The organism is Alkalihalophilus pseudofirmus (assembly GCF_029094545.1).
Taxonomy (GTDB): Bacteria; Bacillota; Bacilli; order Bacillales; family Bacillaceae_D; genus Alkalihalophilus; species Alkalihalophilus pseudofirmus.
Genome location: NZ_CP117835.1, coordinates 3,039,294 through 3,060,187 on the forward strand (window position 1 = coordinate 3,039,294; position 20,894 = coordinate 3,060,187).

The 20,894-nt window shown below is 41.1% G+C and carries 17 protein-coding genes; 5 read left to right on the plus strand and 12 right to left on the minus strand.

Going from position 1 to position 20,894, the window contains the following annotated elements:
• From PQ478_RS16260 to PQ478_RS16285, 6 genes are all read right to left on the minus strand, one after another.
• Positions 1 to 1,080, minus strand: a complete 1,080-nt coding sequence (locus tag PQ478_RS16260; RefSeq protein ID WP_289234857.1) for an MBL fold metallo-hydrolase — start codon at positions 1,078 to 1,080, stop codon at positions 1 to 3.
• Positions 1,081 to 1,195: 115 nt separating this feature from the next.
• Positions 1,196 to 1,555: a response regulator gene (locus tag PQ478_RS16265; RefSeq protein ID WP_012959848.1), complete on the minus strand. Its 360-nt coding sequence runs from the start codon at positions 1,553 to 1,555 to the stop codon at positions 1,196 to 1,198.
• 44 nt (positions 1,556 to 1,599) lie between these two features.
• The gene (locus PQ478_RS16270) at positions 1,600 to 2,046 is read right to left on the minus strand and encodes a chemotaxis protein CheW (protein ID WP_435521044.1); all 447 of its coding nucleotides are present in this window, start codon (positions 2,044 to 2,046) and stop codon (positions 1,600 to 1,602) included.
• Between the two features lie 23 nt (positions 2,047 to 2,069).
• Positions 2,070 to 4,157 carry a chemotaxis protein CheA gene (locus PQ478_RS16275; protein WP_289237000.1) on the minus strand — a complete coding sequence of 696 codons (2,088 nt, stop codon included), beginning with the start codon at positions 4,155 to 4,157 and terminating at the stop codon, positions 2,070 to 2,072.
• 246 nt (positions 4,158 to 4,403) lie between these two features.
• Positions 4,404 to 6,089 (minus strand): EAL domain-containing protein, encoded by a 1,686-nt coding sequence (locus PQ478_RS16280; protein WP_289234858.1) that lies wholly within the window; start codon positions 6,087 to 6,089, stop codon positions 4,404 to 4,406.
• Positions 6,090 to 6,189: 100 nt separating this feature from the next.
• Positions 6,190 to 7,005, minus strand: coding sequence for an HAD family hydrolase (locus tag PQ478_RS16285; protein WP_289234859.1), 816 nt, complete (start codon positions 7,003 to 7,005; stop codon positions 6,190 to 6,192).
• Positions 7,006 to 7,236: 231 nt separating this feature from the next.
• Here PQ478_RS16285 and PQ478_RS16290 point away from each other — a divergent pair, with 231 nt between their 5' ends.
• The 4 genes from PQ478_RS16290 to phnE (PQ478_RS16305) all read left to right on the plus strand — a co-directional run bounded on the left by PQ478_RS16290 (position 7,237) and on the right by phnE (PQ478_RS16305) (position 10,683).
• Positions 7,237 to 8,205, plus strand: a complete 969-nt coding sequence (locus PQ478_RS16290) for a phosphate/phosphite/phosphonate ABC transporter substrate-binding protein (RefSeq protein ID WP_075681224.1) — start codon at positions 7,237 to 7,239, stop codon at positions 8,203 to 8,205.
• Positions 8,206 to 8,298: 93 nt separating this feature from the next.
• Complete coding sequence (phnC, locus tag PQ478_RS16295; RefSeq protein ID WP_075681226.1) at positions 8,299 to 9,075, plus strand: phosphonate ABC transporter ATP-binding protein; 777 nt, start codon at positions 8,299 to 8,301, stop codon at positions 9,073 to 9,075.
• Positions 9,068 to 9,883, plus strand: coding sequence for a phosphonate ABC transporter, permease protein PhnE (phnE, locus tag PQ478_RS16300; RefSeq protein WP_012959855.1), 816 nt, complete (start codon positions 9,068 to 9,070; stop codon positions 9,881 to 9,883). The genes phnC and phnE (PQ478_RS16300) overlap by 8 nt, the downstream gene beginning before the upstream one ends.
• The gene (phnE, locus tag PQ478_RS16305; RefSeq protein WP_289234860.1) at positions 9,883 to 10,683 is read left to right on the plus strand and encodes a phosphonate ABC transporter, permease protein PhnE; all 801 of its coding nucleotides are present in this window, start codon (positions 9,883 to 9,885) and stop codon (positions 10,681 to 10,683) included. Before phnE (PQ478_RS16300) ends, phnE (PQ478_RS16305) begins: the two co-directional genes overlap by 1 nt.
• 36 nt (positions 10,684 to 10,719) lie before the next feature.
• Here the strand turns inward: phnE (PQ478_RS16305) and PQ478_RS16310 are convergent, their stop codons facing one another.
• From PQ478_RS16310 to PQ478_RS16320, 3 genes are read right to left on the minus strand one after another with little or no spacing between them, the layout of a single operon-like run.
• Entirely contained in the window at positions 10,720 to 14,127 is a 3,408-nt protein-coding gene (locus PQ478_RS16310) for a UvrD-helicase domain-containing protein (protein WP_289234861.1), read from the minus strand.
• 3 nt (positions 14,128 to 14,130) lie between these two features.
• Positions 14,131 to 17,004, minus strand: coding sequence for a PD-(D/E)XK nuclease family protein (locus tag PQ478_RS16315; RefSeq protein ID WP_289234862.1), 2,874 nt, complete (start codon positions 17,002 to 17,004; stop codon positions 14,131 to 14,133).
• Positions 17,005 to 17,011: 7 nt separating this feature from the next.
• Positions 17,012 to 17,473 (minus strand): GNAT family N-acetyltransferase, encoded by a 462-nt coding sequence (locus tag PQ478_RS16320; protein ID WP_289234863.1) that lies wholly within the window; start codon positions 17,471 to 17,473, stop codon positions 17,012 to 17,014.
• A 123-nt stretch (positions 17,474 to 17,596) separates the two neighbouring features.
• Between PQ478_RS16320 and PQ478_RS16325 the strand changes: the two genes are divergently transcribed.
• Complete coding sequence (locus tag PQ478_RS16325; RefSeq protein WP_289234864.1) at positions 17,597 to 17,995, plus strand: nucleoside 2-deoxyribosyltransferase; 399 nt, start codon at positions 17,597 to 17,599, stop codon at positions 17,993 to 17,995.
• 49 nt (positions 17,996 to 18,044) lie between these two features.
• Here PQ478_RS16325 and PQ478_RS16330 read toward each other — a convergent pair whose 3' ends face one another.
• The 3 genes from PQ478_RS16330 to PQ478_RS16340 all read right to left on the minus strand — a co-directional run bounded on the left by PQ478_RS16330 (position 18,045) and on the right by PQ478_RS16340 (position 20,734).
• The gene (locus PQ478_RS16330) at positions 18,045 to 18,407 is read right to left on the minus strand and encodes a YisL family protein (RefSeq protein ID WP_289234865.1); all 363 of its coding nucleotides are present in this window, start codon (positions 18,405 to 18,407) and stop codon (positions 18,045 to 18,047) included.
• Between the two features lie 157 nt (positions 18,408 to 18,564).
• Positions 18,565 to 19,464, minus strand: coding sequence for an arginase (gene rocF / locus PQ478_RS16335; RefSeq protein ID WP_075681240.1), 900 nt, complete (start codon positions 19,462 to 19,464; stop codon positions 18,565 to 18,567).
• Positions 19,465 to 19,543: 79 nt separating this feature from the next.
• A complete protein-coding gene (locus PQ478_RS16340; RefSeq protein WP_289234866.1) occupies positions 19,544 to 20,734 on the minus strand; it encodes an ornithine--oxo-acid transaminase in 1,191 nt (396 codons plus the stop codon).
• Between the last annotated feature and the right edge of the window lie 160 nt (positions 20,735 to 20,894).

The window sequence follows — 20,894 nt, forward strand, 5'->3', positions numbered from 1 at the left end:
TTAGTTCTTCAAACAAGCTAGCTCTTCTTCTATAATCTCAGAGAGTCTCCCATCACCAATTCCATTAATATCTGTTAATTCGTTCAAATTTGTAATAGGTCGCATGTCTATAAGCTGCTGGGCTCTTTCTTCTCCGATATGAACAATCATTGTTAACTCGTTTATAGAAGCTTCATTTATATTTATACAGCTGTCACTAGGTCCGTCCTCATTTAGAGCAGACTGCTGATTATTTTCCGTATGTATTGATATACTGCTGCCGTCACTGATCATTTGAATCGACCCATGAAGATCTGTTCCATACCACTCAAGATTTAATTTATCAATTCTCTCGATCACTTCCCGGTGAGGGTGACCATATTCATTATCTGCTCCTGCAGAGTAAACGGCATACATTGGATCCACCTTACGTAAGAACGCCTCCTCGCTTGAGGTAGAAGAGCCATGATGCCCTAACTTGATAACATCGGCCTGAAGGTTCACTCCATTATCCACTAATTCCAACTCAATTTCTTTTTCAATATCAGCCATAAACAGCCACGCTATCTCACCATGCACCATTCGAAGCCCAATAGCTCCTTCATGAAAATCACCTGTTAATTCAGTGGGATTAATCACTTCAACCGTTAAAGAACCAATTTCAAACTCTTCACCTGCTCGCGGCTCATAATAGTCAGCGCCCGAATCTGCAATAGCCTGAATCGCTCTTTCAAACGTTCTAGTCGTATGATCGTCACCAGACATCCACACTTCTGTGACGGGAAATTCAGCTAGTACTTGAGCCACTTGGCCGATATGATCAGCATGTGGGTGAGTTCCAACAAACAAGTCAAGTTCAGTAACCCCCGCCTCTTTAAGAAGAGAGACCACTTCATCCCTGTCATGTCTGCCTGCATCAATTAAAACCGTCGAGTCTTTCGTTTGCAATAACGTTGCATCTCCTTGATCTACGTCTAGAAACGTTACGATCAGTTCTTTTTCGCCAATCTCCTTTACCGTTTTTTCTTCAGAGGTTTGACTTATCTCACTGCATCCACTCAGCAGCAACATCAAACAAATCGTAAATAATACCGTCCTCATTTCAATCTCCCTACCCTTTTTTCGCCTGTCTATATCAAAGCTTGATTCATTACAATCATTAATTATACAAGAAAAAAAGAAATCATGGCACTTGGCTATGATTTCTTTTTGACGTTTATCCTAACACTTTATTAATGGATTCTAGCACACGGTCTGCTTGAAATGGCTTAACAATAAAGTCTTTTGCACCAGACTGAATGGCATCAATCACCATTGATTGCTGTCCCATTGCAGAACACATAATCACTTTTGCAGAAGAATCTGTCTCTCTAATCGCTTTAAGAGCTTCAATTCCATCCATTTCAGGCATAGTAATATCCATTGTGACTAAATCGGGCTTTAATTCTTTATATTGATTGACTGCTTCTGCTCCATTAGCCGCTTCTCCAGCAATCTCAAACCCATTCTTAGATAAGATATCTTTAATCATCATTCGCATAAATGCCGCATCATCTACAATTAATACAGACGCCATCTAAATCACCTCTTCACCTTTGCTCTATGTATTTATTTCTTTCATTACGATTCTTGTATCACTTTTTCCAAGTTTAAGAGCGTAAATAAACGCTTATTAAGCTTGACTACACCTCGTAAGTATTCAGCTTCAACGCCGCCGACCACTTCAGGGGTCGGCTCTATTTTATCAACTGGAATATCAATGACATCGTTTGCCCCATCAACGATAAAACCAATCTCAATGTAACCTTTTTGGATCACAAGAATTCTCGTCGCTTCATCTAACCCTTTTTCTTCAATGCCAAATCGCTTTCTAAGGTTAATAATTGGTGTAATAACACCTCTTAAATTCATTACACCGGTGACAAAGGGATATGTGCTTGGAATTCTAGTGACGGGCTGCATCCGTTCAATCGATTGAATATAATCTACTTCGATGGCATATTCCTCGTCTTTTAATTGAAAAACAATGACTTTCATTTCTGTTCTCGCAGCTGTTTCATTAGACACACGAAGGCCCCCTCACTCGTTCATTACTTAATTAATGCGTTGGTATCTACAATAAGAGCCACTTGGCCATTTCCTAAAATCGTAGCTCCTGAAATGGCAAACACGTTTGTCAGATAGTTTCCTAGAGATTTTAGTACGATATCGTGCTGTCCAATTAATGAATCAACGACAAGCCCTGCTACTTTATCACCTTTATTAATGATAACAAGTGAATAAAAGTCTTCCGTTTGCGACTCACCAGGAACTTCAAATATATCTTTTAAGAACACAAGCGGGACCACTTTACCGCGGAAATCAATCACTTTTTGATTGTGAGCGCTGTAAACATCCTGCTTATTAACAATGGCTGTTTCAACAATAGAGGATAACGGAATAGCGTATTTCTCTTCTTGTACTTCTACTAACATGACATCAATAATAGATAGCGTAAGCGGTAGTTGAATAGAGAAAATAGAACCTCTGCCAAGTACGGAATTAACCGTGACGATGCCGCCTAATGATTCAAATGTATTACGAACAACATCAAGACCCACGCCTCGGCCTGACACATCTGTTATTTTCTCAGCTGTACTAAATCCAGAGGAGAATAACAGTCCAAAGACCTGCTGATCTGTCATCTTTTCTGCCTCTTCTTCTGTTACCACTCCATTAGATAAAGCTTTATTTAAGATTTTTTGACGATCAATCCCGGCTCCATCATCTTCAATTTCAATAAACACATTATTTCCGCTATGGTAGGCCTTTAATTTAACCGTACCCTCTTCAGACTTTCCATTAGCCAAACGAACATCAGGCGTTTCAATTCCATGATCGATTGAATTTCGCAACAGATGAACTAATGGATCGCCGATTTCATCAATAATTGTTCGATCAAGCTCTGTATCGGCACCAACAATCTCAAGGTTCACTTTCTTGTTTAAGTCTTTTGACAAGCTGCGAACCATACGAGGAAATCGGTTAAAAACTTGCTCAACAGGCATCATTCTCATATTTAGAATGATCTCTTGCAAATCTCCAGAGATTCGTGACATTCTCTCAACCGTTTCATTAAGTTCATTATTCTTTAATTCACTAGCTATTTGCTCTAGTCTTCCTCGGTCGATCACAAGCTCTTCAAATAAATTCATTAGAACGTCAAGACGTTCAATATTCACTCGAATCGTCTTATTTGATTCATGTCCTGCTTTTTTAGTTTCAGCTTTAGTTTGAACTCCTGCTTCTTTTCTTGCCGGGCTCTTTTTATCGGTTGGTTGTTTAGACGGTGCTGCTTGCTCTGTCGGTTCAGAGCTGGTGCTTTTCTCACCGTCTGCGAGCATTTCTTCTTTACTCGTCAAGTCAGCTTTTTCAACCGGCTGGACTACAACATTCGTAATCTCTGAAACTTTTAATATACGCTGCTTTATTTCCTCAGCTTCAACCTTTGAGACAAGCGTTACCATAAATGTCTCATCAAACTTCTCTTCTTCTAATTGATCAGCACTTGGAGTTGATTTAATGACTTCCCCAACCTGCTCTAATACTTCAAACACCATGAATACCCGCGCTGCTTTTAACATCGCTTGTTCATCTAATGTTACTTCAATCTGATAGGCATAATACCCTTGTTCAAAAGACTGCTCGAGCACGGTTCTTTCAAACTCATCATACACTTCAGTCAGCTGAACATTAGCAGCAGCTGGAGTTGCTGCGGCCGCTGCCGTTTCTTTTTCCGCAAGGGATGCTGCTTCTAGGCTCTCACCCTTCTCAATTGCCTCAAGCTTTGAAACAACGGCAGAAACATCACGCTTGCCCTCTCCGCCAGAAGCAATGTCTTGTACCATCGCTTCAAGGTCATCTACTGCCAAAAAAACGACATCCATCACTTCGGACGTAACACTTAATTTTTGATTGCGAATAAGGTCGAGTACATTTTCCATGTTATGAGTTAAGTGTGCTAAATCTTCAAAACCCATTGTTGCTGCCATTCCTTTAAGTGTATGAGCAGAACGAAAGACCTCACCGACAATGGATAGATCATCCGGAGTTTGTTCTAATTTTAGTAAATGGTCGTTGATCGATTGTAAATGTTCTTGACTCTCATCAAGAAACACATCTAAATACTCTGAATTCATCAAGCTCTTGTTCACCTCAATGGTCACTTAGTCCTTCATGTTAAGAGGAACCTGCCGACTGCTATTTCTTTTATCATAGCACATTTTCCTAAAACATGAGTATTTATTCATAGTAAAAATTGAATATCTTTTCTCTCCGATTTCAAGACTCATCCTTGTAGATAAAGGGGATATACTGCCTCACAAAAGGCATTACGGTAAAAAACTCCTGGAAGCTGCGGTTTTATCCTTTAAGGTGATATTCCATCAACATAGGTCTTTATACCTTAAATATTGTTCATATTCCTCTGTGGAAAGCGGCTTCGCATAATAATAGCCCTGAACAAGATCACAGCCTTGTTTTTGTAAGAAATCAAGCTGCTCTTTTGTCTCCACTCCTTCTGCAATAACCTTTAACTCCAGGGAACGGCCTAGATGAATGATCATTGATATAATGGCTTCTCCTTCTTTCCCCTTCCCGATCTTCTTGACAAATGACTGATCAATTTTCAATTCATGGACGGGCAGCTGCCCTACATACTGCAAAGAGCTGTATCCAGTCCCAAAATCATCTAAACTGATCCTGACCCCAACTTTAATTAATTGGTTTAATATATCCAGCGTTCGATCTAAATCAACGGTTACACTTTCTGTAATCTCTAAATCCAAATATTCTGGAGGCAGTTTTGTTTCTTTTAAGATCTTTTCGATGGTATGAACAATATTGTGTTGGAGGAATTGTTTCAAAGAAAGATTGACTGACATCGGTACTTTAGGGTAGCCTTCATTAATCCACTTAGCTTTCTGCCGGCATGCTTCTCTTAAAATCCATTCTCCAATTGGAATAATAAGACCGGTTTCTTCTGCAATCGAGATAAACTCACCAGGGCTAATCGTTCCTTCTATTGGGTGCTTCCATCTGACAAGCACCTCTTCACCACAAACATCCCCTGATTCTAAACAGAATTGTGGTTGATAATAGAGGTCAAATTCTCCTCGGTCAATTGCTTTCCTCAAATCATTCTCCACATGAAAATACCTTGAGAACTCTTGATACACATCGCGATTATAAACTTCCAGCCGATCCGACCCCTTAGCCTTAGCACGGTACATGGCAGCATCCGCTGAAGTAAGCAAAGCTTCTGCATCGATTCCATTTTCAGGAGACAATGCAATCCCTACACTGCCTGTTAAGGTAAATTCAAATCCATCCATAATCAGAGGTTCACGAATAATCGTTAAGAGATCTTCTGTTAATGAAACAGGCTCTTCTTTTTCCTTCACATCTGTCATTACTACCACAAATTCATCTCCCCCAAGACGAGCGATCATAGATTTCTCAGGGAGATGAGCTTGCAAGCGTTCAGCAATATGTTTGAGTACCCGGTCTCCAAATAGATGACCAAGCGTATCATTAACATATTTAAAACGATCTAGATCGATAAACAGAACGGCTAGTTTCTCCTTGCTTCCAGCAGCATGAAGTAATTTATTTTCTAGATAGTTCATAAAACAGCGTCTATTCGGAAGGTTCGTCAATGGGTCTTCGTTTGCGAGACGATAGACTTCATCTTGTTGTTCGCTGCACTCAGCTGCTGATTTTTTCATTCCGAGAACAACTGCCCCTGCCGCCTTATGCTCAATGATGGTTGGAATCCAGGTATATACATAAGAGTGAGTGTAATCAACACTACCAGCCTTCTCCGAGTGGGATACGTTCCCGCTCATCACCTCATCCCACGCCTTCTCATCATATATATCGGTCAGATGTTCAATTTTTTGATTGATAATTTCCTTACGTGTCCACTCATTCATATGTAGCCCTGCTTCATTTACCCTCACACATTCACCTGCTGCATTAATCACCAGCAGCAGATAGGGGCTGTGTTCAAATAAAGACATATATTCTTTTTCTAAATCGGAGAACCCGGCTTGTGTTTCATCGAATTTCATCGCGTTATCCACTCTTTCCTTAGAAATCTTTTCCATTCATTATATACTTCATTATACCATGATCAGAACTCACTAAAAAAAGCCAACCAACAGGTCAGCTTCAGTGAAAACAATCGACAACAGATGAGATGACTTTTACATTCTTATGAAAAGAAGGGGGCGCATCCGGGTGTATGTACAAGCCATCCATGCCTAGTAAAACAGCGGGAGCCACATCATTGATGTAATTATCACCGATTGATACCGTGCGATTTGGTTCAACCTGATAATCGGCAAGCAGCTTCGTAAACAACCGGCTCGTCTCAACTGGCTTTTTAGCCGACGGAATCACTTCTTTGAACATATCTGTTAATTGCAGTTCATGTAATAGACGATTGACGTCATCGATATCGCTATTTGTCACAAGAACGACCGAGGTTGTAGCGGCAAGTCTTTCAAGTGATTCTTTTAACCCCGGCAGCGGATCGAGAGTGAAGGCATCAGTCACCATAAATTCTTTTGTTGCTACATAACTTGAATAACAATCTTCTACTCCGTAATGCTTCGCACATACAAAAGGAAGCCACCAGCCATCTCCTATCGCAATCATCGACTCAAAATCAAAATTAAGGTTTTCTTGATAAAGATCCCGTGTTTCTTGTTCTGATAAAAGAGAGCCATCCCATCTCAAGGCCTCCGTCACAAGGAGAGTCATAGGGTCGATTGTTAAAACAAGATCCTTCTCTACATCATAGGCTTTCCCAATCGTAACGGGGTGCTCCCCTTCTTTCATCTTCTCGTAATCAGAAGCAAACTCTTTTTGCTGATCCTCTTTTACTTTTTGTTTTAAGTGATTTGCATAATACTCAAAATGCTCCCCACCCTCATATAACGTTCCGTCTAAATCAAAAATAATCAAATCATACCGTTCTAGCACAGACATTCTCCTTTCAAAAAAATTAAACACATATAGTCATCGTAACATTAATCACACGCTGTTCTTTTACAGTTTTCTACAAAAAACTTAAAGATATTGTTAAAGATGTAAATTTGTAAAGCGATTATAAACAATGTGTAAAAATACGGCACAATGTGTAGATTTGTCATTGTCTATCCTCCATAATCACAGCTGTAAGACAAACAAATACATACGAGGTGGGGAAAAGAAATGAAAAAAGTGATGACTGCTTTACTTATGATGCTGCTCGCATTAATGCTCGCTGCTTGTGGGGAGAGTAATGAGGAAACAACAGCAACCCAAGATCCAGAGCCACAAGAGGAAGATACAGAAGTTGAAGAGGATGCAGGAGCTGCTGAAGGCCTGCCTGATGAACTGATTATGGGCTTTGTACCATCACAAGATTCAGACAAGATTGCTGACACAGTAGCACCGCTAGCTGATCGTCTTTCTGAGGAATTAGGAATCCCAGTATCGGGACAAGTAATGACGAACTATACAGCATTAGTTGAAGCAATGGGAAATGATCGTGTTCATATCGGCTTTATCCCAGCTTTCGGTTATGTTCTTGCAACCGAGCGTTATGACAACGTTGAAGCTATTCTAAAATCTGTTCGCCACGGTTCTTCTACATACCGAGCACAATATACTGTTCGTGCAGATTCTGGCATCGAATCAATCGAAGATCTTGAAGGCAAAGTATGGGCCTTCCCAGATAACGTTTCAACAAGCGGCTACTTATTCCCTGCTGCTCAGTTAATGGATGAGTATGGTGTAGAAGCTGTAGAAGATTATTTCAGCGATTTAATCCAAGCTGGTTCACATGACAATGCCATGATTATGGTTCTTGAAGGCGATGCTGATGTTGCCACTACATTTGAAGATGCACGTACAGCGATTGAGGGCGATTATCCTGAAGCAATGGATGAGTTAGTGCAGCTTGATTTCACAGCTGATATTCCTAATGACACGATCAGCGCTAACACAAACATGCCGGCTGACTTTATCGAGCAGATTCGTGCCGCTTTCTTATCTTTCAATGACGACGAAGAAATGCTTACGATTATGGATGAAGTTTATAACTGGACAGGCATTGATGAAGCAGCTGACAGCGACTACGATGTGGTCCGCAGCACCTATGAAAAGTTCAAAGATGATGGAGCAATTTCTTTAGATTAACAAGGTTCACAAATAACCTTTAACATGACGAAGGGGGAGGAATGATTCTCCTCCTTTTTATTTGCCAGGCTTACATCAGGAAGGGGTACTATCATGATTGAATTTAAACAGACATCTCTTGTTTATCCAAATGGTACACAAGGCTTAAAAAATATTAATCTCAAAATCAATGAAGGAGAGTTTGTCGTCATTGTTGGATTATCCGGTGCGGGAAAATCGACTCTCATCCGCAGTATGAACCGCCTTGTTACACCAACTGAGGGGGAGCTGCTTATAGATGATGAAAATATTCTTTCATTTAATCAGAGAAAGCTTCGTGAACTTCGCACAAAAGTAGGGATGATCTTTCAAAACTACAATCTCGTCAAACGATCAACGGTGATGAAAAATGTCATTTCAGGCCGCCTCGGTCATACGGGAACTCTCAAAAGTTTATTAAGCCTTTATTCTCAAGAAGATCTTGCGCTCGCTCATCGCAGCCTAAAACGTGTGAATATCGCTGAAAAAATGCACCAGCGCGCCGATCAACTTAGCGGCGGCCAGCAGCAGCGCGTAGCGATCGCCAGGGTTCTTACGCAGCAGCCAAAAATCATTCTCGCCGACGAACCGGTAGCTAGTCTTGATCCCCCGACATCGCATCAGGTAATGACGTATCTTAGAAAAGTAAACCAAGAAGACAAGATTACAACGATCGTTAATTTACATTTTATAGATATGGCGATGGAGTATGCTGACCGCATTATCGGGATGCGTGCTGGTGAAGTTGTGTTTGATGGGCCTGCGAGTGAAGTAACGGAAGAAACTTTTGAAGAGATATATGGACGAAAGATCAGAGAGGATGACCTTGTAGGAGGTCAAGATGATGAGTAACGGAATAAATAATGAAACGAATAACAGAACATCTATTGCGCTCTATTCTGTAAAAGTCAAACGTCAAATGTCGGTTATTCTCCTTGCTATTATTGGTTTATATATTTATACCTCAATTGCAACAGAATCATCTCTTATCGATTTTATTGACGGCTGGTCAGGATTTGAGCGAGTGGCAAAGGACCTCTTCCCTCCCAATTGGAGTTATGCTCCGCAAGTGTGGGAATACCTTGCTGAGACTATTCAAATGGCGATCATCGCAACCACTTTTGCAGCGCTCGCAAGCATTCCTATTTTTCTTTTATCTGCTGCCAACTTGTTTCCTAGTAAATGGGTTCACCAGCCTGTCCGCTTTATCATGAATGTTTTGCGTACAATCCCGGATATTCTATTAGCAGTTATTTTTGTAGGGATTTTTGGTGTAGGGGTCTTCCCCGGAATTATGGCCCTTTTTATATTCTCATTAGGGATTTTAGCAAAGTTAATGTATGAAACGATTGAAGCTATAGACACCAATCCGCTTGAAGCCATTCGCGCATCAGGAGGGAACACGCTGCAAGTGATCTGGTATGCGGTCATGCCGCAAGTACTGCCTCAGTTTGTTTCATTTGGTTTGTATGTATTTGAAGTTAATGTGAGGGCCTCTGTCGTTCTCGGATTTGTCGGGGCTGGCGGTGTGGGGCTGCTTCTTCAACAGCAAGTAAGCTTCTTCAATTACCCGCGTGTGATGACGATTATTCTCATCATCTTTATTGCTGTTGTCATCATTGATTACATCAGTAATAAAATAAGGGAGAGACTTGTCTAATGGAACATAAGCTGACACTTAAGAAACAAAGAACGAAGAAACAATGGATTGGATTTAGTCTTATTACAGCAACAGTGATCGCTGTATATTTATGGACCTTTATAGGAATTGATATTAGATGGACTCGGGTATTCAGCGAGCGTTCGATTGACAATTTCAGCCGGGTGATCCCCCAGCTGTTCTCACCCGATTGGTCCGCTTTTGGAAAAGTAATGGAGCTGATGTGGCAAACGCTGCAGATGGCCTATACCGGAACTCTGCTTGCAGCCATATTAGCCATTCCCTTTGGTTTTTTTGCTGCGAGTAATATGGTTAAAAACAAACTATTAAATACCTTTTCAAAATGGCTGCTAGACGCCATTCGTGCCTTTCCGGAGCTGGTTCTTGCGTTAATGTTTGTTGCTGCAATCGGCCCCTCTCCTTTTGCAGGGGTTTTAGCGATTGCAATTGGTTCGATCGGAATGCTTGGCAAATTGTATTGTGAAGTCATTGAATCAATTGATATGAATGTAGTCGAAGCTCTTGAAGCTAATGGGGCAAATAAGCTTCAAGTCCTCTTCTACGGGATTATTCCGCAAATTATTCCTGAATTCTTATCGTATGCGATTTACCGATTTGAAATTGATGTTCGTGCTTCGACGATTTTAGGTATTATTGGAGCCGGCGGTATTGGAACATTAATTACGATCGCTACACAAAATCGTAACTGGGACGAAGTTGGAATGATTCTTGTCGTTATCGTTGTGGTCGTCACGATCATTGACTCGTTAAGTGCGATGATTAGAAAACGGATTGTATAGAAAAAGCGGACAAGCCAGCAGCTTGTCCGCTTTCCGTTATAGTAAATAGTCTGTAAGATTTGCATTTGTTTTACGTAAATAAACCAATCTTTGAATCGCTTTTTTAATTGATACTTCTTTTTCTTTTTCTACATGAATGGTGTGCAGAGGTTTTTCTTTATCTCTTAACACATAGAGAGACATGGTAGAAATGGTGTGTCCTGTCTCCTGTTCATAAGCCATTTTGTAAAGGTATAACTGGACATCATATACTGCAAGCCACTCACTGCCTGACCGCTTAATTCGATTCGTTTTAAAATCAATAATATGCAAGCAGCCGTCTCTTTCGACGACTTTATCGATCTCTCCAATGACCTCAGCGCCGGCAATTTCTGTTGCAAATGACCATTCATTTTCAACAGGAGTACCGAGTTCCGTTTGCTGAGCTTCACTGTATGTTTCCATTAATTCAGTCACTTCTTGTTCATAGGATTCTTTAACAGAAGCTGTGTCATTAAGCTCATCCACATAGTTCATCGCTTCTGTGATTGCTTCTTGGGCTCCAAAGCCATGATCCCTTAGTTCACAAGCCCTGTGAACGAGCGTCCCAACAACTGCAGGGTCTACTTGCTGCTCTCTTTTTTCTTGATCGGCATCCGCATCACTTCTTAAGCGGCGAGACTCATTTACTCCTAAGACATACTTCTCATAGTATTCTTCAGGTTGATGAATAAACGTCATGATCTCAGACACTGACAGAGGATAGAGAACTTCTTTTTTCGCCGCTAGCTCCGTTCCCTTATACAAATGGTTCTCTGCATGATGCGGGAGCTGCTCAGAGATCTCATTTACGACCGTTATATAGTCTTCTAATGGCCCACAGTCTCTTGCCTCTTCAATAAGGTGAAGCCAGGATTTTTTTGCGCCATCCCCGTTCCCAATCATAACTAAGTAATCTTTTGCACGTGTCGCTGCCACATAAAACAGTCGTTTGGACTCTTCTTCTGACTCAAGACCTGCCGCCTCCTTAACAAGTTCAAAGCCAGGGGTGACAAGCTTTTTAGGTCGGGCCTCAAGGTTATCTGTCTCTTCTTCTAAGCTCCAGACAATACCCAGCTTCGCATCAAACCGAACCGAACCCTTATCTCCTTGTACAGAACGCTCTAATTGCGGCAGATACACAATGGGAAACTCCAATCCCTTTGAGGCATGGATCGTCATAATATTGACCGCGTCTCCCTCTGTGCGTTCCATTTCCGCTTCGCCCTCTTTATCATTTAAAGCCATTCTCTCATCAATAAAATGAATAATCTCCTCTAAGCTTCTTAAGTGTGATTGCTCAATCATCTGAATTAATTTTTCTACATTTTTCACCTTTTGGAGGCCGTTTGATTGGATAAGCAAACTATGCACAAGCCCTGTTTCTTTGATCATCCTATCAAAGGTTTCACCAGGGGATCCTTTAATAGAGAATGGTACATAGTTCAGGAGCCATTCCTTCAGTTTAAGGGCAGAATCCAAAATTTGTTGAGCGGGCAGATCACTTGAATCAGCTAGACCCGTTTGAGGCATTGATTCAGATAGTTGATACAGATAATCTGCAAAGCTTTGTGTCGCTTCTTTTTGTTTTGCAATCGTGACAAAATCATTCATCGTAAGGCCAATAAGCGGGCTTCTTAATAGAGATAATACATACACATCTTCAAACGGCCTGTTCATCCATCGCAACAGGGTAATGAAATCAATGATTTCCTGCCGCTCATAAAATCCAATACCACCATACACTGTATAGGGAATGTTTTGCTTACTAAACGCACGCTCGAGCTTTAATAAATCTGTACGAGCGGGTATAAGGACCGCCATGTCTTTGAATGCTGGTGCTTGCCAGCTCTCCCCTTTAAAGACATGCGGCTGTTGTGATGCGATCATTTCATTGATCCGGTGAGCGAGCGCTTCGTACGGGTCCGCTTCCTCTTCTGTTTCTTCCTTGTTAAAAAGCAGTAATTCCATTTGCTTTTGATCAGGTTGTTCTGCCTCTCTATTGGCACTTAGAGCTGCATAACGGGTTTGGTAGTTTTCTGTAATGTGATCAGTCATTGCACATTGGAATAAGGCATTCACTCCATCAATAATCGGTTTACACGTTCGATAATTGATATTCATTTCAATGGCTTCGGCATTTTCTTGTTCGACAGCATCTTGTTCAAGCTCATTCATCAATCTTACATTCGCCCCGCGGAAACGATAGATCGATTGTTTCGTGTCACCGACAATGAAGCGGTAGGAAGGATTAATCCGCTCAAGCATCTCAAGCTGCAGACGGTTCGTATCTTGGAATTCATCTACAAGCATATGGCGAAACTGCTTTTGACAAGCCTCTTGTATCTCCTTATTTTCTAGGAGCGATACCGCCTTTTGCTGGAGATCACTAAAATCCACTACTCCCCTAAGCTCCTTTTCTCTCTTATAAGCAAGATGAAAGTCGCGCAGTAAATCAATAAAACGCCCTAAAAGCAAGCTGGTGGTTTCATCTATCTCCACTTCTCCACCAACCGCCTTCCAGTCATCCTTTAATGGCTTCCAGTGCTCTTCAAACAGCTGAAATAGGGCTGGGATCGCTTCTTTCCACTTTTTATCAGTACGTTTAGGCATTACTCCGATCAGCCAATCCATATACTCATTCGGACCAGACGGGGAAGGCGGCGATAAAAAAGCTTCTTGAAGTCTCTCAACATGTCCGGCTTGAGCTTTAGTTAACCCTTCTGCCGGTGGAAATTGAGGGATCAGATCAAGTGCAGCCTTATGGAAAGCTTCAACTGTCTTTATTTGCTTTTCTTTCACGGCTTCCACTTGAGAATGAAGCATGTCGTCCGCTTGCAATTGAAGTACAGCATCTTCTCCTATCACGAGCTCTGATATAGAAGCATGAATGTCTTCCATCGTAGAGATAAATTGATCTTTGCTCATATAAGAAAAAAACTCTTTCGCTGAAGCTGTAAATTCAACATCCTGCAGATGCTTTTTTAAGACATCTCTTTTTAACTGCTTTGCTTCCACCTCATCAATAATTCGTATTTTAGGGGGGAGCTTTGCGGCCATCGCATACTGACCTAGCAGCTGCTGACAAAAGCTATGAAAAGTGGAGATATGAGCTCTTTCCACTAGTTCTTTTTGTTCCCTCCAAAACGCTGCCTCTGCTTCCGTCTGTGCTAAAGCCTCTTTCTCACTAATACGTTTGCGAACTCGATCCTTCATTTCGCGAGCTGCTTTTTCAGTAAAGGTAATCGCTGCAACTTCTTCGATCGTAGCGGCTATACATGAGGAAGGCTCATGAAATGCTTTTTCGAGCAAGTACATGATCCGCTCTGTTAATACGCGCGTCTTACCAGAACCTGCCCCTGCAGCGATGACCACAAGAGATTGCTCATTGGTGATGGCGGATGTTTGTGCTTTATTAAATTCCATTTATTAAAGCCCCTCCTTTTGATCTTCTGTCACTCGACAGACAGATTTGTAGGGACAATAAGACGAACAATCGAGCGGTCTTACTGAAAATTCCGTATGCGTGCCCTTCCATAAGGAATGCACTTTGTTTCTTAATTCGTAGACTTCCATAAATTCATCCCCTCCAAGATCATCCTCTTTGTTTTTGCAAGAGTGATGAACAAGGAATTTAGAGCTTTTTCCAATTTGATCTGAACGCCAAATACCATTCCCTGCACGCTTCTCCGGCTCTCGCAGTGAAATATACGAGGCACCGTGAGCACGAAGGGCAGCATCAGTTGTGCTTAATTGTTCTTTTAGCGCTCTAGCATACAGCGGCAATTGAAGCTTTAGCCCGCTTCGCACTTCCTCTTCAAGCTTCACATGTGCAAACCCTGTTTTATAGTCATAAATCGTGAACCCTTCCTGATCAAGATCAACACGATCAACTTTACCTGTCAAATGAAGCGTTGTACCTTCATTTAATTCAAGTTCTAAACGAAGGGATGTTTCAAGCGAATGAATCTTCATTTCACTAAGATGTGGATTGTCCCAAAAATGTTTTCGCTCTGCCTGCCACCACCTGTTGATCTTCCGCCACCACTTTTCTTTCTCAAGAAGTAAATCAAGCCTGGAGATCTCAAAGGCGGTTGATTCAATTTGCTCCCATAACTCTTCAAATTTCTCTTTCAAAAGAACTGGAACCTCACTTTTTATTTCCTCTGTACACTCGCCAAACCGAACCCCAATCAAATTGAGCTCTTTGTAAATTGACTCAATCAACGTATGAATCATCTGGCCGATATCGATGGGAGAGATCCGTTCTTGAATACTTTGTCCTTCCCTTACCTGAAGCACCCTCTCTAATCCATGTTTGAATGGACATCTGGCGTAACTTTCAAGCTCTGTAATTGATACAGTATTCTTCATAAGGGAATCTTGATGAGCTTCTTCTAGCTTCTCCTCGCCCTCACTTAAGTACTGATGCCTTTCTGAAAGTTGTACGAGTTCAGCGGCCGGTTCTAAAACCTTCATGCCAAGCCCCATATGATAGGCGGTCTTTTCTATTTGGTCTTCTTTTGAAAAGCTTATTGAATGCTTCATTCTAGCTTCAAACGTGCACTCTCTTCCATCCTTTTGCAGCCATTGTTCGATAAACGGGGAAGGAAGATGCGAGTGATTGGGGTCAAGCCCTTTTGTGTACGTACATACTATCGATTTCGCTGCAAGCAGTAATTGCCCAAAATAAGCTTGCTGCTTGTGTCTAAAATGCTCTTGCGTCGGGAGTGCTCCTTCAACAGGAAGATTATATAAATCTTTTTCATGAACATATCCGCCAAGCTGATGAACAGCAGGAAAGGCTCCTTCATTCATTCCAATGACATACATTTTCTTTCCTTCGAATAGTCCAATATCACGCCATGTATGAACTTGAATACCCCTTCTTGAGCCTCTGGCTGTAAACAACTCTGTTCTTTTTGCAAGCTCTAATACCCAATCAGCAAATACATCAAGTGTCATATGAAGATCAGTTAAATGTTTTGCTTCGAGCTTTTCGGCATAATCACTCACTAATTCAGTCAGTCGTTCGATGGTCTTAAGTTCATATACGATGTCTTTTAATTCACTTGTTCTAGTTTCCTGACCTTGCCTCTGTCTCCATTTCCCATCTAATCCAAGGTGGGTAACAGCTTGACTCAGCTGTTTTAAATAATGGTAGAAGCTTGAGGACTTTCGCCAATTGAACTCTTTAATCCTTTGATAGAGTTCTCTTGATTCTTGATGAATGATGTCACCTGTAGCTAGGAATGCTTCTTTCCCCTTTACATAATCTATTCCTTTTAAGCCATGAAGACTAAAGATTTGATCGATTAATGGCAATAGCTCAAAACGATTAGTTTTAGAATAATCCCAGGTAAGCAGCTTATGAATAAATTGAAAGGATATGGAGAAATCAAGTGATTTTTTTATCGGCACACTTAAAGGAACCTCATATTGTTCGGCATAATATCGAAGCATAGAAGCTCCATCTTTTTCATCTACCATGATAATACCTGTTTCCTCATACGAAAGTGACGACATTCTAATCTCTTCTAAAACAGCACGTATCTCTTCATTTTTCGTGCTTGCAGCGATCACATCAACATCCTCTGCTGTTTCAGCGGGAAGATCTGTTTCAGCATGCATCCGAAACCCTAACGCTGTTAATTCGTTTAGCGTTTGTTGAATGATGGCAAACGTAAGGTCCATCGGGAGATAGATCGTAACCGGTATTCCAGCCGACACAAGCGCTTTTAGCAGAATAAATTGCAGCGGACCAAAATCAATGAAGCCATCAATATATACGCTGGCTACACGTGGCTTTTGATTGTCCAGAAGCTCTATTGCTCTTAATACGGTATTCTCAGGGTCGTACATTTTTTGGTTATGAACCGTTTGCTCTTCATATTGCTTAAAGAGCGGCATAAACTCTTCTAGAGACCGAGGAGCATCTTCTAACTCCAGCCCTAGACGTTTGATTTGTCCATACGTATCAGCAAGTCCACGGACCTTGCTTTGATTTTGATTAAATGAACGGTATCTTTCATCTGTTTTCATCATATTTTGGAAAAATAACGCTCGTTCATGTTCATCGAGGTAAATAGGCTCCCCTTCTGCCTCATTAACAATAAACGCCGCCAGATCATCAAATGTCGTATAGCGAACACCAGGCTGTCTTTTCCTAGCTTCTTTAAGCCAGCTCCCTGATGGCAAGAGATAGAATACCGAACCTTTCTCCTCCTGCTGTTTCGCACAAGCTTCTTTTAAACGGTCAATCTTAGCAACATCTTTAAAAGACGTTTGTTTAATTAGTAGCACGTTCACTTCACTCCTCTCTATGGCCGACAGATCGAATCATATCAATATGTGGAATACCGTCTTCATCATATACGTCAGAGATCGAATGAAAACCGAACGACTGATAAAAGCGATGCAGGTACTCTTGAGCTTGTATTTTAATATTAGCGCCCTCTGCAAGCTGTTCTAAGCGAGTGATCGATTGCATCAGCAGCTCTTTTCCATATCCAAAAGAACGCGCATCCCGGCGTATAATTACTCTCCCGATTGAAGCTTCTTCGCCGTAGGAATCACCGGGCTTAAACAAACGACTGTATGCTGTAAGACGGCCATCTACGTAGCCTAATAAGTGAAGCGCAGCTTGATCTTTATTATCAAGCTCTTTATAGGGGCAATTTTGTTCTACAACAAATACATCAATTCGTAATTGAACCAGTTCATATAGTTCATTAATTGTCAGCTCATTAAATGTCTTTAACATCCATTCCATACGTAACACTCCTGCCTGTATACAATCCTTTTAACAGTTTACCATTCATCCTGTTGATCCTGTAGTCTCAGGCAGGTATTTACGTGGTAGAATAATAGAAAAAATGGGTTAAGGAGGGAATCTATGAAGTTTTATGTTGCTTCAAGTTTCAGTAATAGCGCAGCCGTTCAGCATGTTAGTGAACAGTTAAGAAAGGAAGGTTTCATTCATACATATGATTGGACGAAAAACGGCCGCGCCAAAACAAAAGAGGACCTAATCGCGATTGGCCAGCATGAAAGAGATGGTGTGAGAGAGGCAGACCTTGTCATTGTTTTGCTGCCAGGAGGAAAAGGAACTCATATTGAACTTGGCATGGCAATCAGCCTAGAAAAGCGCATCTATCTCTATTCTCCAGATAATCAAATAAATGATTTAGAGATTACGAGCACCTTCTATCATCTGCCAGAGGTAACTCAATGCATTGGGAGCATTAATCAGTTGATCGATCAGGTTGTTGCTGATCAAAAGTCCTATCATTAATTTGCACATCAAAAAACACACAGTCTGAGCTGACTGTGTGTTTTTTTGATTAAAATGAAATAACTCCATACCCAAGAAGGACAACTAATACAAGGGTAATAATTAGAATCGCCCAGTACATTGTCGCTTGTGAACCAAGTGTTCCCTTCTTTGTGCGAACAAGGATCATTTCCATTGCATAAATTAAGAAAAAGGCAAGTGCTCCCTTCACTACATACATAAGCGGGAAACCTAAATTGATCAGCATGCCGATTCCTGTAACAAGCATAATAATATAGAACAAACGTAGAACCATATGTACGATTTTTGCACCTTTTGCTTTACCTGATTTCATTAAGAAATAACAGATAAAAAACAGTATAACTAAAATGGCCCAAGAACCGATATGAGATTGATAAAGCGCAGTATACATCCTATTCACCTCTTTTCCTTCCATCACTCGTTCCCATTATAATCTAAAAAAGAAAGAATGAAAAAGAATTCCTCATAAAACTAAAGAATGTTTGCTGAATTGCCATAAGATGACCGAAAACCCAAAGGAGAGAGCTCATCACTCTCTCCTCCTTCCTTTATAGAAGCTTCTCACCGAATAATGAACCCATTAAGGCAACGGCCACTTCTGCTGTTTTATTACGCTCATCTAAAATGGGATTTACTTCTACGAATTCAGTAGACGTCAAAATGCCAGCCTCAGCAAGCATTTCCATTGCAAGGTGACTTTCTCTGTACGAAATACCGCCAAGTACAGGTGTACCCACACCAGGGGCATCGTTTGGATCAAGCCCGTCTAAATCGAGGCTTAAATGAACACCGTCCGTATTCGTCTTCACATACTCGATGGCCTCTTCCATAACTCTTGTCATACCGATTCGGTCAATTTCATGCATTGTAAAAATCTTAATCCCTTTTTCTTTAATTAATTCCTTCTCCCCCTCATCTAATGAACGGGCGCCGATAATAACAATATGCTCAGGCTTAATTTTAGGAGCAAACCCTCCAATAGAAGTAAGAGACTCATCACCCAATCCTAAACTTACCGCAAGGGGCATGCCGTGGATGTTGCCAGAAGGAGAGGTTTCACTCGTATTTAAATCTCCATGAGCATCATACCAGATCACGCCCAGATTTTTGCGCTCTTTTGTCACTCCTGCAAGTGTACCGATGGCAATACTATGGTCACCGCCTAAAACAAGAGGATAATACCCTTCCTCTTCGATCGCTTCTACCTTCATACGTAAAAGGTCATTTGCTTTTATTACTTGGGATAGGTTTTTAAGTCCAGGGGAGACTTCTTCTTCTGTTCTTCGCTCAATGGTAATATCACCAAAGTCTTTCACTTCATGCCCTAAAGCTTCAAGTCTTGAAATGAGCCCTGCATATCGTATCGCACTTGGTCCCATATCAACCCCACGTCGGTTTTGTCCTAAATCCATAGGTACTCCAATGACACCAATTTTTAAATGCTGCATAAAAAACGCCCCTTTTTCCTATTTTCCTAGTATGTATGTAGAAGCAGAGTGAATGTATCACCCTGCTTTTAGCCTGAACTTATGCAAATACTTGCTTAATCTTAGATAAAGCAAACTCTAAATCTTCTTCTGAAATAATAAGCGGCGGTGCAAGACGAATCACGTTCTCATGTGTCTCTTTGCATAATAATCCAAGTTCTTTCAGCTTCTCACAATACTCACGAGCAGGGACATGAAGTTCGATTCCAATAAATAACCCTCGGCCGCGAATTTCTTTTATATCAGCATGAGGAATTTTACGAAGTTCCTCCATCACATACTCTCCAAGGTCATGAGAACGTTTCACAAGATTTTCTTCTTCGATTACTTCTAGCGCTGCAATAGAAACGGCACAAGCAAGGGGATTTCCGCCAAATGTTGATCCATGTGAGCCTGGCTCAAATACACCTAATACATCACGATTTGCACACACGACAGAGATAGGCATTACTCCGCCGCCTAGTGCTTTTCCTAAAATATACATATCAGGCTCTACTTCTTCCCAGTCACATGCAAATAGTTTACCAGAACGAGCTAGACCTGATTGTATTTCATCTGCAATAAATAATACATTTTGTTCCGTACAAATCTTGCGCACTTCTTTTAAGAAGCCATCTGGAGGAATGATAATTCCTGCTTCTCCTTGAATCGGCTCAACTAAGAAAGCAGCCGTATTTGGTGTGATCGCTTCTCTTAAAGCATTCGCATCACCATAAGGAATAATTTTAATTCCTGGCAGCATCGGACCGAATCCACGCTTGTAAGCATCACTTGAAGATAGCGAAACAGCTGTCATTGTACGGCCATGGAAGTTGTTTTCACAAACAATTATTTCTGCTTGGTTATCTGCCACACCTTTCACATCATAAGCCCAGCGGCGTGCTGTTTTCACAGCTGTCTCAACAGCCTCGGCCCCAGTATTCATCGGAAGGACCATCTCTTTATTCGTAAGGCTCGCTACTTTCTCATAAAAAGGAGCTAATTGATCATTGTGAAATGCACGTGAAGTTAATGTAATACGGTCCGCTTGATCCTTCAGTGCTTGAATGATCTTCGGATGGCGATGTCCTTGATTTACCGCAGAATAGGCACTAAGCATATCGATATAACGATTACCTTCTGGATCTTCTACCCAAACTCCTTCTGCTTTTGAAATAACGATCGGAAGCGGGTGATAATTTTTCGCCCCAAATTGCTCTGTTTTTTCAATAATAGTTAATGTTTTTGTCATGATACACATCTCCTCTCAAAATTTCGCAATGTCTCTATAAAACTAAATGCAAGATTAATGCCAATATCGTAAAGGTGATAGTAAGGGGGTATCTCCTCATTCCACAGCTAAACAGGTGCAAACAATACTAAAAAGTTTGCGCTTTTCTGCAAATTTTTTT

What these genes read in the sequence shown, in the direction of transcription:
- PQ478_RS16260 (WP_289234857.1), bottom strand. Translation starts at nt 1,080, where the DNA reads ATGAGGACGGTATTATTTACGATTTGTTTGATGTTGCTGCTGAGTGGA.
- PQ478_RS16265 (WP_012959848.1), bottom strand. Translation starts at nt 1,555, where the DNA reads ATGGCGTCTGTATTAATTGTAGATGATGCGGCATTTATGCGAATGATG.
- PQ478_RS16275 (WP_289237000.1), bottom strand. Translation starts at nt 4,157, where the DNA reads ATGAATTCAGAGTATTTAGATGTGTTTCTTGATGAGAGTCAAGAACAT.
- PQ478_RS16280 (WP_289234858.1), bottom strand. Translation starts at nt 6,089, where the DNA reads ATGAAATTCGATGAAACACAAGCCGGGTTCTCCGATTTAGAAAAAGAA.
- PQ478_RS16290 (WP_075681224.1), top strand. Translation starts at nt 7,237, where the DNA reads ATGAAAAAAGTGATGACTGCTTTACTTATGATGCTGCTCGCATTAATG.
- phnC (WP_075681226.1), top strand. Translation starts at nt 8,299, where the DNA reads ATGATTGAATTTAAACAGACATCTCTTGTTTATCCAAATGGTACACAA.
- phnE (WP_012959855.1), top strand. Translation starts at nt 9,068, where the DNA reads ATGAGTAACGGAATAAATAATGAAACGAATAACAGAACATCTATTGCG.
- phnE (WP_289234860.1), top strand. Translation starts at nt 9,883, where the DNA reads ATGGAACATAAGCTGACACTTAAGAAACAAAGAACGAAGAAACAATGG.
- PQ478_RS16310 (WP_289234861.1), bottom strand. Translation starts at nt 14,127, where the DNA reads ATGGAATTTAATAAAGCACAAACATCCGCCATCACCAATGAGCAATCT.
- PQ478_RS16320 (WP_289234863.1), bottom strand. Translation starts at nt 17,473, where the DNA reads ATGGAATGGATGTTAAAGACATTTAATGAGCTGACAATTAATGAACTA.
- PQ478_RS16325 (WP_289234864.1), top strand. Translation starts at nt 17,597, where the DNA reads ATGAAGTTTTATGTTGCTTCAAGTTTCAGTAATAGCGCAGCCGTTCAG.
- PQ478_RS16330 (WP_289234865.1), bottom strand. Translation starts at nt 18,407, where the DNA reads ATGTATACTGCGCTTTATCAATCTCATATCGGTTCTTGGGCCATTTTA.
- rocF (WP_075681240.1), bottom strand. Translation starts at nt 19,464, where the DNA reads ATGCAGCATTTAAAAATTGGTGTCATTGGAGTACCTATGGATTTAGGA.
- PQ478_RS16340 (WP_289234866.1), bottom strand. Translation starts at nt 20,734, where the DNA reads ATGACAAAAACATTAACTATTATTGAAAAAACAGAGCAATTTGGGGCG.